The 17,816-nt window shown below is 59.0% G+C and carries 12 protein-coding genes; 8 read left to right on the top strand and 4 right to left on the bottom strand.

Annotation, left to right across the window (positions count from 1 at the left end):
• The first annotated feature begins 94 nt into the window (after positions 1 to 94).
• On the top strand, positions 95 to 835 hold the full coding sequence (locus H8S56_RS17835) for a class I SAM-dependent methyltransferase (protein WP_024689200.1): 741 nt from the start codon (positions 95 to 97) through the stop codon (positions 833 to 835).
• Between the two features lie 93 nt (positions 836 to 928).
• Here H8S56_RS17835 and H8S56_RS17830 read toward each other — a convergent pair whose 3' ends face one another.
• The 4 genes from H8S56_RS17830 to H8S56_RS17815 form a co-directional block, all read right to left on the bottom strand.
• On the bottom strand, positions 929 to 2,413 hold the full coding sequence (locus H8S56_RS17830; RefSeq protein WP_187519357.1) for a hypothetical protein: 1,485 nt from the start codon (positions 2,411 to 2,413) through the stop codon (positions 929 to 931).
• The gene (locus H8S56_RS17825) at positions 2,410 to 3,267 is read right to left on the bottom strand and encodes a polyprenol monophosphomannose synthase (RefSeq protein WP_187519356.1); all 858 of its coding nucleotides are present in this window, start codon (positions 3,265 to 3,267) and stop codon (positions 2,410 to 2,412) included. Before H8S56_RS17825 ends, H8S56_RS17830 begins: the two co-directional genes overlap by 4 nt.
• 15 nt (positions 3,268 to 3,282) lie before the next feature.
• Positions 3,283 to 3,720: a GtrA family protein gene (locus tag H8S56_RS17820; RefSeq protein WP_235201013.1), complete on the bottom strand. Its 438-nt coding sequence runs from the start codon at positions 3,718 to 3,720 to the stop codon at positions 3,283 to 3,285.
• Positions 3,721 to 3,822: 102 nt separating this feature from the next.
• Positions 3,823 to 4,983 carry a glycosyltransferase family 4 protein gene (locus tag H8S56_RS17815; RefSeq protein ID WP_408003832.1) on the bottom strand — a complete coding sequence of 387 codons (1,161 nt, stop codon included), beginning with the start codon at positions 4,981 to 4,983 and terminating at the stop codon, positions 3,823 to 3,825.
• Between the two features lie 274 nt (positions 4,984 to 5,257).
• On the opposite strand from H8S56_RS17815, the gene H8S56_RS17810 reads away from it, so the two are divergent.
• From H8S56_RS17810 to H8S56_RS17780, 7 genes are all read left to right on the top strand, one after another.
• Entirely contained in the window at positions 5,258 to 6,997 is a 1,740-nt protein-coding gene (locus H8S56_RS17810; protein WP_187519354.1) for a type I secretion system permease/ATPase, read from the top strand.
• A 22-nt stretch (positions 6,998 to 7,019) separates the two neighbouring features.
• Positions 7,020 to 8,333, top strand: coding sequence for an HlyD family type I secretion periplasmic adaptor subunit (locus tag H8S56_RS17805; protein ID WP_187519399.1), 1,314 nt, complete (start codon positions 7,020 to 7,022; stop codon positions 8,331 to 8,333).
• Positions 8,330 to 9,757, top strand: a complete 1,428-nt coding sequence (locus H8S56_RS17800; protein WP_187519353.1) for a TolC family outer membrane protein — start codon at positions 8,330 to 8,332, stop codon at positions 9,755 to 9,757. Before H8S56_RS17805 ends, H8S56_RS17800 begins: the two co-directional genes overlap by 4 nt.
• Positions 9,754 to 10,800: a GDP-mannose 4,6-dehydratase gene (gmd, locus tag H8S56_RS17795; RefSeq protein ID WP_024689192.1), complete on the top strand. Its 1,047-nt coding sequence runs from the start codon at positions 9,754 to 9,756 to the stop codon at positions 10,798 to 10,800. Before H8S56_RS17800 ends, gmd begins: the two co-directional genes overlap by 4 nt.
• Positions 10,801 to 11,363: 563 nt before the next feature.
• Positions 11,364 to 14,741, top strand: a complete 3,378-nt coding sequence (locus H8S56_RS17790) for a glycosyltransferase family 4 protein (RefSeq protein WP_187519352.1) — start codon at positions 11,364 to 11,366, stop codon at positions 14,739 to 14,741.
• 248 nt (positions 14,742 to 14,989) lie between these two features.
• Positions 14,990 to 16,798, top strand: a complete 1,809-nt coding sequence (locus H8S56_RS17785) for a DUF4214 domain-containing protein (protein WP_408003829.1) — start codon at positions 14,990 to 14,992, stop codon at positions 16,796 to 16,798.
• Between the two features lie 137 nt (positions 16,799 to 16,935).
• On the top strand, positions 16,936 to 17,712 hold the full coding sequence (locus H8S56_RS17780) for an ABC transporter permease (protein ID WP_024689189.1): 777 nt from the start codon (positions 16,936 to 16,938) through the stop codon (positions 17,710 to 17,712).
• Positions 17,713 to 17,816: the final 104 nt, after the last annotated feature.

The following is a 17,816-nucleotide window of genomic DNA, read 5'->3' as shown; positions in this document are numbered from 1 at the left end:
TTATGTGGCGTCATTCAATCTGAATACGTGCCAGATGGCATTAGGACCGACCGTATTCATCCATGGATAAGGGCGATGGAAAAGGTAAAAAACCATGATTGTTAACGGCGACAGTTTCAACATTATCAACCCCGAACTATTCAAGCACAGCCTTGAAGGGCTGCGCCAAAGCGTCGCCACACCCGACAGTTTTTACAGTGCCGACAACGTCATTTGCTGGAACCGCAACTTCAGCTTCATGACCGATGAGCCGTTCATGGCTGCCATGAGAAAAAACGCCACCTCCAACATTGAAATGTCCATCATCTGGCGCACGTATATCCTGTGCCACTTTGCAAAAATGGCCCGGCGTCTGCCGGGCGATTTTGTCGAGGTCGGTGCCTATAAAGGCAACACCGCCAACGTCATTGCAGACAGGGTCGATCTCGCGTCTACGGGTAAACAGTATTACCTGTACGACGCATTCGAACACGATGAAGGCGATGTGCATCACGCCATGCCCAACCATGGACCGCAGTTGCACAACACCGTCAAAGAGCGCTTTGCAGCGTACCCGTTCGTACAGGTCATCAAAGGCTATGTCCCGGACTCGTTCGAGCAGGGTTTCCCGGAGCAGATTGCCTTTGCGCACATCGACCTGAATCAGGCGCCGGCCGAAGTCGAAGCGCTCAAGCGCATTGTCCCGCGCATGGTGCCGGGCAGCGTGCTGATACTGGATGACTATGGATGGTGGGTCTATCGCGCGCAGAAAGAAGCCGAAGACCCGTTACTTGCCGAGTTCGGTCTTGAAGTGCTGGAGTTGCCGACAGGCCAGGGGCTGGTATTCAAACTCTGAAAAAAGCCGCTTGATGCGTCGCCTGAGTGTTCAGGCGCGCAGGGCAGGGCGCTGTTGCCGATCACCCGTGAGTCGGGTGATCGGCAAGTGTGTTCAATTGACCTCGAACACCAGCTTGAGCATCGGCAGGCTGAGGATCTGCACCGCTTCGCTCTTCTTGAGTGTCAGCGTGTAATCAGGCGGCAAGTGGAACCGGGCATTGATTTCCAGAAGGCACTGATTCACATCTGTGTAGAAGCACAAGGCGTTTTGCTCGCCTTTGGCAAGCACCGATGCCAGAAACTGCTCACGCAGCACCTCGCCCCTGAACGTTGCGCCATACACGTCCATGCGCTCGGATTTAGGCCTGGAACGCTGTTCTCGCTTGGTCTGATAGACCGCCGCCCAGACGTCCCAGAAACCACCGGCAATCACCCGAACGTTCTGTGCAACGGCCACGTCGGCCACGGCAGCTGACTGTGCACGCCATGTGGGTGAGACCAGCTCCTTGTAATAGCCGTTGTACCCGCCAAGCCCCATCGCCACGCAATTGGCCAGCGCCGCTACGCATAAGGCCACGACCAGGCCATAGCGCAGATTGAGCGACAGCAGCGCCTGAGCGATCAGATAGCCGATCACCGAGGTGATGAGGATCTGTGCGGTGATGAAGTAGCGAATGTCGTAACCGTTTTTCTGCACCCAGTACGTGTTGGCCAGCAACACGACCAGGCCCAGGCCGATGGAGACCGCTGCGGCGATTTCCCAGGGACGCTTTTCCCGGGCATAGGGGTAACACAGGCCTGCGACGACGGCGAAAGTGGCGAGCGTGAACAGGTGCATGAATGTATGGATCGAGTGGCCCGCCGCGACCAGAGCGTCCCATGAAATCTGCATGCCATATGAGGTCGAAGGTTCGCCGAAGTAACTGCTGTGCAACCGGGCGACCAGGATCGCAACAAAGTTGGCCGCCAGAAACAGCGCATGCCGCTTGCGCTCTTCGCGTTTGAGCAGGCCTATCAGCACGATCATCGGCAGGGCATAGGTCAGCAGTGCGAAGTTGGCGGCATACGCCACGCACAACGTCAGCACCACCAGCACACCCATCATAGGCTTTGGCAGTCGGCTGTAGGTCAGTGCATAGGTTGCGGCCAGCATCACCAGCGAAGTGCCCGCCGTATTGTGCTGTACATAGAAGTTGAACAGCGCGTACGGGGCCAGGCAAGTCACGACCACCACGTTGGCAATCGCAACGGCAATGACCAGCAGGCGAAGCTCGCGAGTCAGGAAAACCAGCACGCCGAGCGGGGCCAGATAGGCAAGCATTGCGCGCATCATCACCTGCAGCCGCAGGTTGGTTTCGACGTTGGTGAACGGATGCGTCAGGGCCGGCAGCACATTGAGCAGACGATCCTGGCCCCAGAAATACCAGGTCAGGTTCTGGGTGGAGATCAATGCGGTGAGCATGCCATCGCCGTCCTGCATACCCGACAACGTGACCGTCATGGGGAAGGCAATACCGGCGATGAGACCGCAGAGCAGCAGAAGCGCGATACCAGGAAGCAGAGAGCGAGAACGATCAGCAGGAACACCGGTTTTCATTGAGCGGTGATTCCATGCTTGGCATCACCGCAGTGCAGGCAGATTTCATCCTTGGCGTGTTTACCCGCAGTGCGGCTGCGGATGCGCATGAGCGAAGAGTCACCACTGCATTGTTCGCAGTCGAGCGGGCTGTTGTCGAAGGCGTCCGAAACACGTGTCAGGTGAGTGACGCAGGCCAGTCTCACCAGGTTCGCCATGCCTCGGAAAATTTCCAGTGGCGGTATTTTCGACACGCCGGCGTTGCGCTCGTGGAAGTGGATCGGGTGCTCTGCAACCCGCAGGCCGTGGCGATGCGCCTGGACAATCACCGTGAGGAAGAACGAATAGCCGCCGACCACCAGTGCATCAAAATCGATGGCGTTGAGGCGGTTGACCCGAAAGGCACGAAACGAGGTGGTGAACTCCGAGAGTTTGATACCCAGCAACAGACGCGAAGCCAGGTTGGCAGCCTGGCTGACACGCAGGCGGTAGCCGGTGTAATCGCATTGACCGCCCTTGGCATAGCGTGAGCCGATCACCAGATCAGTGTTGGCATTCAGGCGATTGATCAGATGCGGGATATCGGCCGGATCGTGGGAATGGTCGCCGTCCATGGTCACCAGAATGTCGTAACCGTGATGGATGGCGTATTTCCAGGCCAGCAGATGCGCTGTGCCCAGGCCCAGCTTGCCAGGACGCACCACGACCTTGAGGTTGGGGCGTGCCAGCGACTCCAGAATGTCCAGCGTGCCGTCCTTGCTGTTGTCATCGACCACAAGGATATCGGCATGGGGCGTCGACTCGGCGATGCGATCAATCATGGATTGGACGTTGCCAGCTTCGTTATACGTGGCAAAAAAGACCAGCGTCTTCATGGGCGTACTTCTCGATCAGGTATTGGCGGGGCTGGACTTTGGCGAAAGCAATTTCCAGACAAAGTTGTAAGACATGAAGTAGTTCCACAAGGAACCCACCACGATACCGCTTAAGGCAGATGCCATCGGCATGCCAATACGGTCATACACTTCGCCGGAAATCAGCAGGCTGAGCGCCAGCCCGGCAGACGTAATCGCAAGATAAATCGCGTAACCGGCAATGATGCGTTTGCCTGACAAACTGGTGTCCCGGTAAGTCGCCTTGTTATTGAGCAGATAATTGAACGTGGCGGCAACAATCATGGCGCAGGCATTGGCATAACGAAAATTATCCGTGGCCAGCAGCATGACGGTCTTGAGCACGGTCATGTGCACAACGACGCCCAGTGACCCCACGATCAGAAAAGAGATCAGGGATTTGGGAAGCAGGCCTCTGATAATAAAGCTGATCAAGTCGGTAAGCTGTTGGATGAGTCTCGGTAACACAGTTATATCCCTATAAAGCCAAGGCAGACGGCGGCCTGTTCCAGAATGATAATGATCTGTAGAGGCCTGTCAGGCTTCTTCAGAGGGTGAGTAGCCTGCTGTGGAAGAGGGCACTGCACCCTTCACCAGCTCCCCGTAGACCGCGACGGTTTTTTCGCACATGCGTTGCGCGGTGAACTGCGTGTTGAAGCGTTTCAGGGCGTTGGCCCCGAAACGGCTGGCCTCTTGCGGGTTATCCCACAGACGGCGCAAGGCGGCACGCAGTGCGCCGGGGTGTTCAGGTGGCACGGCCAGCCCGGTTTCTTCATGAATATTGACGTAGGTGGTGCCCGTACCGATCTCGCAGGAAATCATCGGTTTGCCGTACATGGCCGCTTCCAGCAGCGAAATACCGAAGGCTTCCGAACGCAGGTGTGAAGGGAATGCCAGAGCGTAACTCAATTGCAGCAGGCAGGCCTTGTCGACCTCATCGAGGCGGCCAAGAAACAGCACATGACGCAATTGCAGGCGTTCGGCCTGGGCCTTGAGCGCCTGTTCTTCAGGCCCGGAGCCAATGATCACCAGCGGATAGTCGGTGCCTTCCAGCGCACTGAGCAGGCTTTGCAGGCCCTTGTAATAACGCAGCACACCCACGAACAGAAAGAACTTTTCCGGCACGCGCTGACGCCAGTCGTTGAGTTGCTGTTCGGTCACTTGCGGATACGCGGCAGCGTCCAGGCCGTAAGGAATCACCACGGTCTTGTTGGCAAACGGTTGCAAGGTCTCGCTGCTGCGCAGGTAGTTGGGCGAGGCCACCAGAATACGGTCCATCGACTTCAGGAAGCGATTCATGAGCGGCGTGTAGAGCTTGAGCAGCGACCGTTGCTTGATGATGTCCGAGTGATAACTCAGCACGGTGGGCCGATCATGCAGGCTGGCGAAATGCACCAGGTCCATGAATGGCCAGGGAAAGTGAAAGTGCACAAGATCGGCTTCCCGGGCCATGGCCTTGAATTGGCTGAACGCTTGCAGGGAGAAGCCGGTGGACGCGAGATTGAGCTGTTCCTTGACGCGCACCACCGAATGATCGGCCACTTGCAGACGTGCAGGGTGCGGATGGGGGCTCAAGGTCAGAACCTGATTATCGATACCCAGGCCGCGGGTGCCCTGGCAGAGCTGGAAGATGACCTGCTCGATGCCACCGGTGGTATCAGGATAATAGGTCTTGAAGAAATGCAGAACGCGCATGATTGACTCGCTACAAGTGTTCGCAAAAACCGCTCGTCCACTGTCCACAAATGAACCATTGCTGAATAACAGCTGAACCACAAGTATCTGGGAATCGGAACAGATTTAGATGAGATTGACTTTAACCGTCGCTTAGAAGGCCACGCAACCGGAAATTGGCCCGCATTATATACAACCGTGCGTCCTACAGCGATTTCAGCTAAATCCTTTTTCATTTATCGCACGTTAGGGTGGTGATACACTCGCGCCCTTTTACCCCCGTGGCAGTCAGGAAAATATGCGCAACGCACATGAAAACAGCTTGCAGGCGGCTTTAAAGGCCTGCAAGAGCAGTTTCATATCGGTTGGTGTTTTCAGTCTCTTTGTGAACGCGCTGATGCTGGTCCCTACCTTCTATATGCTGCAGGTCTACGGCCGCGTGGTGACGAGCGGTAGTCTGACGACGCTGGCCATGCTGACCATCATCATGACCATCCTGGTGATCACGATGGGGTCGCTGGAGTGGATTCGCTCGCGCATCATGGTGCGCGTCAGCACCAAGCTGGATGTACTGCTGAGCCGTGATGTCTACCGCGCCAGTTTCAAGCGTGCGCTTGAAAGTGGTGGTATGGATGCGTCCGCACAGCCTCTGAACGACCTGACCGGCCTGCGCCAGTTCATGACCGGCAACGGGCTGTTCGCGTTCTTCGACGCCCCGTGGCTGCCGATCTACGTCGCCGTGATGTTCATGTTCCACCCCTGGTATGGCTGGGTGGCCATTGCCAGCGCAATCATTCTCCTGATCCTCGCCTACCTCAACGAGCGCGGCACGGGCAAGGCACTGGGTGAGGCGAACAAGGAAAACATCGCCGCCACTCTGCAGACCACCAAGAACCTGCGCAACGCTGAAGTCATCGAATCGATGGGCATGCTCAGCACCCTGATCCAGCGCTGGAGCCGCCGCCAGAAGAAAGTCCTGGCGCTGCAGTCCCAGGCCAGCGACAAGGGCGGCGTGATCAGTGCCATTTCCAAGACCTTCCGTATGCTCATCCAGTCGCTGATCCTGGGCCTGGGTGCGTACCTTGCGGTCAACCACGAAATCAGCCCAGGCCTGGTAATCGCAGGTTCCGTCCTGCTGGGTCGCGCCCTGGCGCCGATCGACATGATCATCGGCAGCTGGAAAGGCTTCATTGCTGCGCGCTCGCAGTACGACCGCCTCAACAACATCATGGACAAGCTCAAGTCCGAGCCTGAGCGCATGTCGTTGCCGGCCCCACAGGGCAACGTGCTGGTCGACAACCTGATCGTCGGCGCACCCGGCAGCAAGAACCCGATCATCCGTGGCATCAGCTTCGGCGTACCGGCAGGTTCTGTGGTCGGCATCATCGGCCCGAGCGCGTCCGGCAAATCGACCCTGGCCCGTGCCCTGATGGGCGTCTGGGCACCCCAGCACGGCACGGTCCGTCTTGACGGTGCCGACATCAGTTCGTGGGACAAGGAAGAGCTGGGCCCTTACATCGGCTACCTGCCGCAGGACATCGAACTGTTCGAAGGCAGCATCAGCGAGAACATTGCACGCTTTGCCGACGTAGACGCCGAAAAGGTCGTGGCCGCTGCGCAGATTTCCGGCGTACACGAAATGATCCTGCACCTGCCTGACGGTTACGACACCGTGATCGGCAGCGATGGTGTCAACCTGTCCGGTGGACAGCGTCAGCGAATCGGTCTGGCACGTGCCGTCTACGGCAACCCTCGCCTGATTCTGCTGGACGAGCCCAACTCCAACCTCGATGAAGTGGGCGAACGTGCCTTGGCATCGGCCATCCTGGAGCTCAAGAAGTCCGGGGCGACCATTTTTGTCATCACCCACCGCACCACGATCCTGGCGGTACTTGATCGCCTGCTGGTCATGGCCGCAGGTGGCGTGAGCATGTACGGCCCGCGTGATCAGGTCATGGAAGAGCTCAACAAGCAACAAGCCGCAGCTCAACAGAAAGCCGCCCAGGTGGGCACAGGCGCCAATCCGGTTCGCGCCTGACAGGAAGATATCGATGACCCGCATGCTGACCAAAAACGTTGATAACTTCGCTGACCTGCCGACCTCCGATACCAAGACCCGTCGTCTTGGCTTCACCATTCTGATCGTGGTGTTCGGCATTTTCGGCACCTGGGCCGCGGTAGCGCCCATTGATGGCGGTGTTTATGCCCCGGGTGTCGTCACGGTTCAGACCTACCGCAAGACGGTGCAACACCTGGAAGGCGGCATCGTCAAGGACGTGCTCGCCCACGACGGCGACATGGTCAAGAAAGGTGACCCGCTGATCGTCCTCGACGACGCCCAGTTGCGCGCCGAATACGACATGAACCACAACCAGCTGATCGCTGCCAGGGCCATGGAAGCGCGTCTGGAAGCAGAGCGTGACGGCAAGGCGCAGATCGATTTCGGCACCATGACCGAGGCAGACACCCCGCGCGGCATCGAAGCCCGTCTGGGCGAAACGCAGGTGTTCAACGCCCGCCGTGGCGCGCGTCTGGGGCAGATTGCGGTGCTGCAGGAACGCATTGGTCAGCTGAACCAGCAGATCAAGGGCACCGAGGACATGATCGGTACCAAGACCAATCTGCAGAAGTCCTACACCAACGAGATCACCGAACTGACCGACCTGCTTGCCAAGGGCTTCGTCGACAAGCAGCGCATGCTCGAACAGCAACGCAAGCTCGACATGCTCAAGTCCGAAGTGGCCGACCACCGTTCGACCATCACCAAGACCCGTCTGCAGATCAACGAAACCCAACTGCAGATCCTGCAGATCAACAAGGATTTCGATTCCGACGTGGCCAAGCAACTGGCTGAAGTGCAGACCAAGGCCTACGACCTGCAAGAGCGCACCGCTGCGCTGGCTGATCGCCTGACCCGCATCGTCATTCGTGCCCCGGACGACGGCATGGTCATCGGCATGACCGTACACACCATTGGTGGTGTCGTGCGTCAGGCCACGCCATTGCTGGACATCGTGCCGTCGGTGTCAGACCTGGTGGTCGAAGCTCAAGTGCCGCCGCAGGACATCAACCGCGTGAACGTCGGCAAGACCGCTGATATCCGCTTCAGTGCGTTCAACAGTGCAACGACGCCTGTGATCGAAGGCGTTGTGACCAGCGTCTCGGCTGACCGCCTGACCAACGAAAAGACCGGCATGCCGTATTACCTGGCCCGCGTCAGCGTGACGCCTGAAGGTGCGCATAAACTGGGTGACCGCAAGCTGCTGGCCGGTATGCCGGCCGACGTGCTGGTCAAGACCGGCGAGCGCACCATGCTGCAATACCTCTTGCAGCCGGCGCGTAACGCGATTTCCCAGTCGATGATCGAGGAATGATTGTGCGCTTGTTGCCCTGCCTGTTAGTAGGAATGTTGGCGTTTCAGGCACACGCTGCCGAGCCGAAGACCGCCGAACCGAAAACGGCAGAACCGTCCAAGCCTAAGCCTGCGCCCAAAGGCATCAGCGCTGTGGAGTACTCGGCCGACCTGATGCAGCTCTACCGCGAGTCGCGTCTGGAAGACCCGCGCGTGCTGGCGTCCTACTCGCGTGCCCAGTCGAGCAAGGAACAGCAGCGCGAAGCGTTGGGCGGCCTGTTGCCGCAGATCACCGCCAATGCCGGTGCCAACCGCATCAAGCAGGTCAACGAGACCACCAACCAGATCTACAACAGCGAAAACTACAGCGTCACGCTCAGCCAGCACCTGTACAACAAGGCCGCCTGGGAAAACTACCAGCGCTACAAGAGCCTGGCCAAGCAGTCGGCGTCCGAGTCCGAAGAGGCCCTGGCCGAAGCGACCGTCGACCTTGCCCAACGCTACTTCGCCGCGCTGGCCGCTGACGATGAACTGGAGCTGGTGCAGGCCGAGCGCCGTGCGACCCAGAAGAACCTCGACCGGGTCAACGCGCTGTATGACAAACAACTGGCAATGATCACCGACAAGCTCGACATTCAGGCCCGCGTCGATTCCCTGGCCGCTCAGGAAGTGGACGCCCGCAACCAGGTCCGCGTGACCCGTGCCGCGCTGTCGGAAATCGTCGGCCGCCCGGTCAAGGAAAAGCTCAGCCGCGTGCGCAATGACGTCGAGTTGCAAGTGTCGGACGAAAGCCTGGACAGCTGGGTGCAACTGGCCGTCAACAGCAACCCGCAGATCCACGCCGGCGAAAGCGCTGTCGAGGCCGCCGAGGCCGCCTTGCGTGGCGGCAAGGGCGCGCACTACCCGACGCTCAGCCTGAACCTCAGCGCGCAGAACACCAACGAGGGTTACAACAACGCCCTGGCGCCCAAGACCGACAGCTATGTGGCCGGTATCGGTCTGCAAGTGCCGATCTACAGCGGCGGCTCGGCATCGGCCCGGGTACGTGGCCTTTATCAGGACCAGACCACTGCAGAACTGCAAATGGAGGCGACGCGCCGTCAGGTCGTCAAAGAAACCACCAATGCTTACTTGACCGCAGACTCAAGTGTCGAAAAAATACGCGCCAATCGAAATGCACTTGCGTCAGCCGAGCAGTCGAGCATCGCGTCTCAGGCAGCTTTCAGTTATGGCGTGGTCAACGCGGTGGATGTGCTGACCGCCACTCAGAACGAGTTCAAGGCGCGCCGCGATCTGCTCAAGACTCAATACGATTTCATTACCAATCTGTTCATCCTCAATCGCTGGGCCGGCAAGCTTTCCGAAGAAAGCGTCGAAAGCGTCAATGTATGGTTGAGCAACAACAGTAAAACGGACTCAGTCCCCGACCGGAATTCCAAGCAATGAATGCACCTACAAAATCCGTGATCATCACTGGCATCACCGGCCAGGACGGTGCTTATCTCACCGAGTTGTTGCTGAACAAGGGCTACAAGGTCTACGGCACCTACCGCCGTACCAGCTCGGTCAACTTCTGGCGTCTGGAAGAGGTTGGCGTGCTCAACCACCCGAACCTGGAACTGGTCGAGCACGACCTGACCGACCTGTCCGCCAGCATCCGCTTGATGCAGAAAGCCGAGCCGGTCGAGGTGTACAACCTGGCCGCTCAGAGCTTCGTGGGCGTGTCGTTCGACCAGCCGCTGACCACCGCCGAAATCACCGGCCTGGGCGCAGTCAACCTGCTGGAAGCCATCCGCATCGTTAACCCTAAGATCCGCTTCTACCAGGCGTCGACCTCGGAAATGTTCGGCAAGGTTCAGCAGGTTCCACAGACCGAAGCCACCGACTTCTACCCACGCAGCCCGTACGGCGTGGCCAAGCTGTACGCTCACTGGATGACCATCAACTACCGTGAGTCCTACGACATCTTCGGTTCCAGCGGCATCCTGTTCAACCACGAGTCGCCACTGCGCGGCAAAGAGTTCGTGACCCGCAAGATCACCGACGCCGTGGCGCGCATTTCCCTGGGCATGCAGGACGTCCTGGAACTGGGCAACATGGACGCCAAGCGCGACTGGGGTTTTGCCAAGGAATACGTCGAAGGCATGTGGCGCATGCTGCAGGCTGACGAGCCGGACACCTTCGTTCTGGCCACCAACCGCACCGAAACCGTTCGCGACTTCGTGTCCATGGCATTCAAGGCCGTCGACATCAACCTGGAATGGAAAGGCAGCGCCGACAACGAACACGGTATCGACACCAAGACCGGCAAGACCGTTATTCAGGTCAACCCGAAGTTCTACCGTCCTGCTGAAGTCGAACTGCTGATCGGCGACCCAGAAAAAGCCAAGCGCGTTCTGGGCTGGGAAGCCAAGACCACCCTGGAAGAGCTGTGCGACCTGATGGTCAAGGCTGACCTGGAGCGCGTCCAGTCCGGCAAATCGTTCTGATCCTTCTATATATAGAAGAGCAGGGCGTACGTAATAGCTAGCTATATATCTAGATAGCTAGCTATCTGAGAAGGCCGCGTGAAAACGCGGCCTTTTTCATGCGCGCGAGAAAGTGCCCGGCAGGCATGGGTGGGGCCATTCCCACGATCAAACCCGGTAGGAGCGGACTTGTCCGCGAAGGCGATGTGTCAGGCGCAACACCTCGGCTGGATGCACTGGCCCTTTCGTGGACAAGTCCGCTCCCACGATCAAACCCGGTAGGAGCGGACTTGTCCGCGAAGGCGATGTATCAGGCGCAACACCTCGGCTGGATGTACTGGCCCTTTCGTGGACAAGTCCACTCCCACGATCAAACCCGGTAGGAGCGGACTTGTCCGCGAAGGCGATGCATCAGGCGCAACACCTCGGCTGGATGTACTGGCCCTTTCGTGGACAAGTCCACTCCCACACGGGATGCGCGACAGCGCTACGTGGAAGGTGTAGTGAGGCCTCCCACAGCGGCTCGAAAATAGTATTCAATAGCGCCCTGTTTCATTTTTTATCCATTTTTACCAGGCCACTCCATGCACAGCGAAGTACAGGTCACCCTCCACCAGTTTGCAATCAGCGTCTCCCCCGGCGACGGCATCAGTAACGGCATGATGCTCACCCGAAAGTTGTTACGTCTGGCAGGCGTCAAGTCAGACATCTACTGCATCCGTCCTTCCGAACAAATGGCTGGCGATGTCCTGTGCATGGACGACTACCTGCCCGGCAGCGCCGATGCGCTGCTGGTACACCACGGCATCGGCAACCCGGTCGAAGCCTGGCTGCGTGATCTGCCGGAACCCAAGTTCATGGTGTTCCACAACATCACCCCCGGCGAGCTGTTCCCGCCCGAACACGCCATCCAGCCTATGCTCGCCCATGGCTGGGAACAGGTCGACACCTGGAAACACTGGTTGACCGGCAGCATTGCCGATTCCCAGCAAAACCTGCAGGACCTGCTCAAGCACGGCTACAGCGACCACAACATCACCGAAATTCCCCTGCTGGTGGACCTGGAGCGCATCCAGCCGCACGCCGTCAAACGCCACGACACCCCGCGCCCGTTCACCCTGCTGTACGTCGGCCGCATCATGCCGCACAAGAACCAGTTGGGCCTGGTCGAAGCCTTCGCCGTGTTGCTGCGCAGCTCGCCTGTGCCGATCCAGCTGTACCTGGTGGGCGGCTTCACCGTGCCGGACTACAAGGCGCGCATCGAGGCGCGTATTCAGGAACTGGGCATCCAGTCCTTCGTCAGCCTGACCGGCAAGGTCGATGACGACACCCTGACCTCGCTCTACCGCCGAAGCGACCTGTTCGTTTCCCTGAGCCTGCACGAAGGTTTCGGCATGCCGCTGATCGAGGCCATGGCCCACGAACTGCCGGTGCTGGCCTACGACGCACCCAACAGCAACGTGATCCACACCCTGGGCAGCGCCGGTCTGCTGCTGGACAACGCCGATCCGCATCAAGTGGCGGCCACCATCGCGCAACTCATGGAAAACCCGGCCCTGCGCCGCAACATGCGCCGCCGTGGCATCGAGCGCATGCACGAGTTCGGCTACCAGCACCTGTACGACCGCCTGAGCAGCTACCTGAGCAAATTCGACATCCAGCTGCCGCAATTCAGCTTCCCGGTCACCGCACCGACGCCGCTGGTCGACTACCGCATCGAAGGTCCGTTCGACAGCACCTACAGCCTGGCGCTGGTCAACCGTGAACTGGGCCGCGCCATTGCCGAACACGGCCACCGCGTCGGCCTGCGCGCCACCGAAGGGCCGGGGCCGATTCCGGTCGATCAGGCGTTTCTGGACGCCAACCCCGATTGCGCCGACCTGCACGCACGCGGCGAACAGCCGGCGCGTGACGTGATGCGCCTGATGTACCCGCCGCGCGTCACCGACATGCAGGGCGACTTCAACGTCGTGTCCTGCTACGGCTGGGAAGAGTCGAGCCTGCCGCAAGGCTACTGCCACGACTTCAACCACCAGGCGCACCTGATCACCAGCATGTCCAGTTGGGTCACCCGCACCCTGCTCGACAACGGCGTCACTGCGCCGCTGGCCACCGTCGGCCTGGGCGCCGACCACATCCTGCGCGCCGACATCGACGCCAGCAGCCTGCCGCCGATGCCCAACGTCAGCGCCGAGCGCTTGAAACTGCTGCACGTGTCCTCATGCTTTCCGCGCAAAGGCGTGGACGTGCTGCTCAACGCCTACGGCCAGGCGTTCACCGCCGAGCAGCCGGTGGTGCTGATCATCAAGACCTTCCCCAACCCGCACCACGACATTCGCAAGGAAGTCGCCGACTGGGCCGCCAGCCTGCCCTCGGCCCCGGCCGTCGAACTGATCGTGCAGGACCTACCGGACTCGGCGCTGCGTGCGCTGTACACGATGGCCGACGCGCTGGTTGCGCCGTCGCGCGGTGAGGGTTTCGGCCTGCCACTGGCCGAAGCCATGCTGCATCGTCTGCCGGTGATCGTGACCGGGCAGGGCGGGCAGAGCGACTTCTGCACCGAAGACACCGCCTGGCTGATCGACTACCGCTACGAGCGCGCCCGCACCCACCTGGATGCCGCCGCCTCGGTGTGGTTCGAGCCAAGCGCCGAACACCTGGCGAGCCTCTTGGGCGAGTTCTACCTGGCGTGGGGCGAAGGCCGTCTGGCCAGCGTCACGGCCGCCCGGGTCGAGGCCGCCGATGCGCTGATCCGCAGCCGCTTCACCTGGTCGCACGTGGCCAAGGCCAGCGTTGACGCCATGGCGCAAGCCAGCCAGCAACCCTTGCTCAAAAAGGCCCCGCGCCTGGGCACCGTCACCACCTGGAACAGCGCCTGCGGCATCGCCACCTACAGCACCAAACTGCTTGAACCGGCGTTCGGCCTCGACTGCCACGTGTTCGCCAACGACGGCGTGGTGTTGACCAGTCGCGATGAAGGCAACATCGAGCGTTGCTGGAGCGCCGGCGACACCGACGACCTGGCGCGCCTGAAGGCGGCCATCGAGCGCTCGGGGGTCGACACGCTGCTGATCCAGTTCAACTTCTCGTTCTTCGGCCTGCAGGCCTTCGCCTCGTTGCTCGACTGGGCCCACGGCCGCGGCATCTGCACCCTGGTGGTGTTCCATTCCACGGCTGACGTGCAGCATGGCGAACAGCTCAAATCACTGCGCGACCTGCGCGAGTCCCTGAGCCAGTCGGCGCGCCTGCTGGTGCACAGCGTGGGCGACCTCAACCGTCTGAAGGACTTCGGCCTGCGCGACAACCTGCTGATGTTCCCCCACGGCGTGATCGACACCCCGCCGCCTGCACCGGGCGCGCGTCAACAGGCGGCCAACCTGCAGGGCAAGACCATCATCGCCAGCTACGGTTTTCTGCTGCCGCACAAAGGCATGCCGGAACTGATCGAAGCGTTTGCGCTGTTGGCCAAGGACGACAGCACGCTGCACCTGCTGCTGGTCAATGCTGAATACCCGGTGCCGGTATCGGCTGAACTGGCCGTGGCCTGCCGCGAGCGCATCGCCCAGCCGGACTTGGCCGGGCGGGTGACGCTGATTACCGATTACCTGAGCGACGAGGAATCGCTGTCCTGGCTGGGCATGGCCGACGCGATCGTCTTCCCCTATCAACACACGCAGGAATCGTCGAGTGCGGCGGTGCGTTGGGGGCTGAGTACCGGTCGTCCGGTTTTCTGCACGCCACTGGCGATTTTTGAAGATGTTGAGGATGCAGTCACATTTTTGCCGGGCACCGATAGCGATTCCATGGCAAAAGGCCTGCGAAAAAATCTTGACGCTGTACCACAGGTCTTACAGGAAAAATGGTTACGTAATCATGGATGGAGAAGCGTTTCAGCTCGGTTACGCAACGTATTGATGGGCCTGTCGGCCGAAAACGCCAAAACTTTAACCCACGATGTTTAATGAAATGTCTTACAAGATTTACGAAAAGTTCTGATAGACAAGACAAAAAAAGAACGGTGTCAGCTATTGTTACGCCGCCATTTTGACATGTATGATCGGCCGGCCATCGTGTTATCTGCTTGACGGCCTTGAAAAAAGTCGAAACGGGTAACGCGATAAGCAGGTCAGCAGAGGCTGACTTCCCATAAAGGGGGCCATGGCCCGCCGGGACGTGGCAACAGGCTGGGGCCGACGGGCTCTCATCCGTTATGGAAGCCTGGATGTCGATATCGACTCATTTTGGAGATGTATACGTAATGGCTACTACTACCGCACAGATTCAACAGCTGTATGTTGCTTACCTCGGCCGTGCTGCTGATAAAGCTGGTCTGGACTACTGGACCACCGAGCTGAACGCAACTCCAGCTACCCTGACTCTGGAAGACCTGCGCGCTAACTTCGTAAACTCGCAGCCAGAGTACGCCGCTATCTACGGCGGTCTGACTCGTGAAGACACCGTTGCCAAGATCTACAGCAACCTGTTCGGTCGCCCTGCTGACGCAGCTGGCCTGACCTACTGGACCACCGGTGGCGGCGCTTCCGTTAGCACCGACCTGCTGCTGACTGCTTTCATCAATGGCGCAAGCGCTACTGACTCCCAGACCGTAACCAACAAGGTTCTGGTTTCCGAGATCTACACCAACGCTGCTGGCACCAACTTCCTGGCTGCTGACGCTGCAACTATCATCTCGAACGTTACTGATAACGGTTCGATCAGCGCTGCTCTGACCCAGCTGACTAACGGCACCCTGAGCGGCATCGCTGTTCCGGCTGCAATCGCTGCTCTGAAAGCTGACGCTACTGCTGATGCCGCTGTTACTGCTTTCGACACTAACAACATTGCCAACGTTAAAGCGCTGAGCACTGAGCTGTTCGCTTTGTCCGTTACCAATGACAACGGCAAGCAAACCCCTTTGATCGGTGATACCGCCGTATCGACTGGTACCACCTACGCTGACCAAGCTTCCGATCTGGAAGCAGCGATCACCCTGGCTCGCGGCGCTAATCTGGATACAGAAACGCTGACCACCAAGCTGGGTACTGATACCACTGCTTTGGCAACTGCTCGTACCAACTTCCTGACTGACGACAAAGACGCCGTCACCAAGATCAACGCCTACGACGCAGCTGTTAAAGCTGTAGCAGCTAACCAAGGTGCAGTACAGGGCAACATCGACCAGGCGAACACTACTTTCGCTGCTTACGTTGCCAACACCGCTAACTCGGCTGCTTACACCAAAGCGCTGTCCGATGCTGGCTTGGCTTCCACCACCACCGCTGCTGACATCTACACCACTCTGTCGGCTGCTGGTACCACTGACGCAGTTGTCACCAAAATCACCACAGCTTTCGCTTCGATCAGCGAATTCGCTGCTGTGAAAACTGTTGCTGCACTGGAAAAATCGGAAGCTGTTGCAGTAGCTGCTGAAAGCACTGCTAGCGGCAATCTTGCTGCTGGCACTGGCGCTGCTTGGAAAACTGCTTACGATAACGTCGCCACTGACAACGCTCAGCTGACTGCCTCGAAAGCTATCGACGCTCTGGAAGCTAAGTACACTGTTATCGACACTGCACACGATTCGCTGGTTAGCACTGCTGCCTCGACTCAAACTACCGTTGATAACAGCGCTGCTCTGACTCTGGTTACTGCCGGTGCCGGTACTGCTAAGGCTGATGTGTTCCACTTCGCATCTGCTATCACTCAGGCTAACGACGTTGCTATCAACTTCGGTTCGAAGGACTCCCTGTACCTGGGTGAAGGCTTCACGCTGAACACCACTGCTAAAGTTGACGCTACTACCGGTTTCATCACCGGCGGCGACAACAATGCCAAGGAAGTATTCTTCATCCAAGACGGCGCGAACGTTAAAGCTGTAGTTGAAACCAACGTTACCGGCAGCACTACTGCTGACCTGGCCGCTGCTTCGACTACAGACGGCGCTGCAGTTATCACCCTGACCGGTGTTACTGTTGCCGAGCTGACCTTCGCAAACGGCGTTATCAGCCACGTTGCTTAATTAGCAAACTGGTTGTATCGGCTACAGGCCTTCGGGCCTGTGACTGATAATCAAAAAACCCGCCCCTCAAAAGGCGGGTTTTTTAATGGGCCGGGAATGCGTATCCTTTTGCCCCTTCTTCTGCACCGGAATGTCTGATGAACTGGAACCTGATTTTCAACTTTACTCGCCAGGACCTGATCGACCGGCACTCTGCTTCCATGCTTGGCGCGGCCTGGACGTTTATCCTGCCGCTGATCAACATCCTCATTTTCACCCTGGTGTTCTCCAACATCATGGGCATGCGTCTGGGCGGCCTCGGCCAGGACCTGGGCCCGTGGGGTTACAGCGTTTACCTGGTCAGCGGCCTGCTGGCCTGGAACTGCTTCGCCGCCACGCTGACGCGCATCACCCAGGTCTTCCACGAGAAGGCCCACCTGATCGGCAAGGTGCGCATGTCGCTGTGGTCGCTGCCGATGTACGTCGTGCTCAGCGAAACCGTGCATTACCTGATCGCCACCAGCTTCTTCATGATCTTTCTGGTCAGCATCGGCTTTCAATTCACCTGGCACCTGCTGTGGTGGATCCCGGTGTTCTTTGTCCAGCAGCTGCTGGCGTATGCGCTGGGCATCACGTGCGCGATCCTTTCGGTGTTCATCCGCGACATCAAGGAAGTGGTCGGCGTGATCGTGCAGCTGTGGTTCTGGCTGACGCCCATTGTGTATGTGGCCAACATCCTGCCGATCTTCATCCAGCACGTCGTGGCGCTCAACCCGTTCCACCACCTGGTGCTGGCGTACCGTGCGGCCTTGATCACCGGCCAGACCCCGGACCTGACCGCCATCGGCATTCTGGTGGTGTTCTCGGTGGTGCTGCTGAGCATCTCGATCTTCGTCGGCCGCAAACTGGAACGCGACATCCGCGACTTCCTGTAAACCGGTTGCCCGGTGAATACAGGGCTGTTGGAAATGAGCTGCGTGTGTCATGCCAACGTGTGGGAGCGAGCTTGCTCGCGAAAGGGCCGTTACAGGCGCAGAAG

The organism is Pseudomonas triticifolii (assembly GCF_014358015.1).
GTDB lineage: Bacteria > Pseudomonadota > Gammaproteobacteria > Pseudomonadales > Pseudomonadaceae > Aquipseudomonas > Aquipseudomonas triticifolii.
The sequence above is the reverse complement of the archived record's forward strand: the minus strand, read 5'-3'. Positions and strand labels throughout refer to the sequence as shown.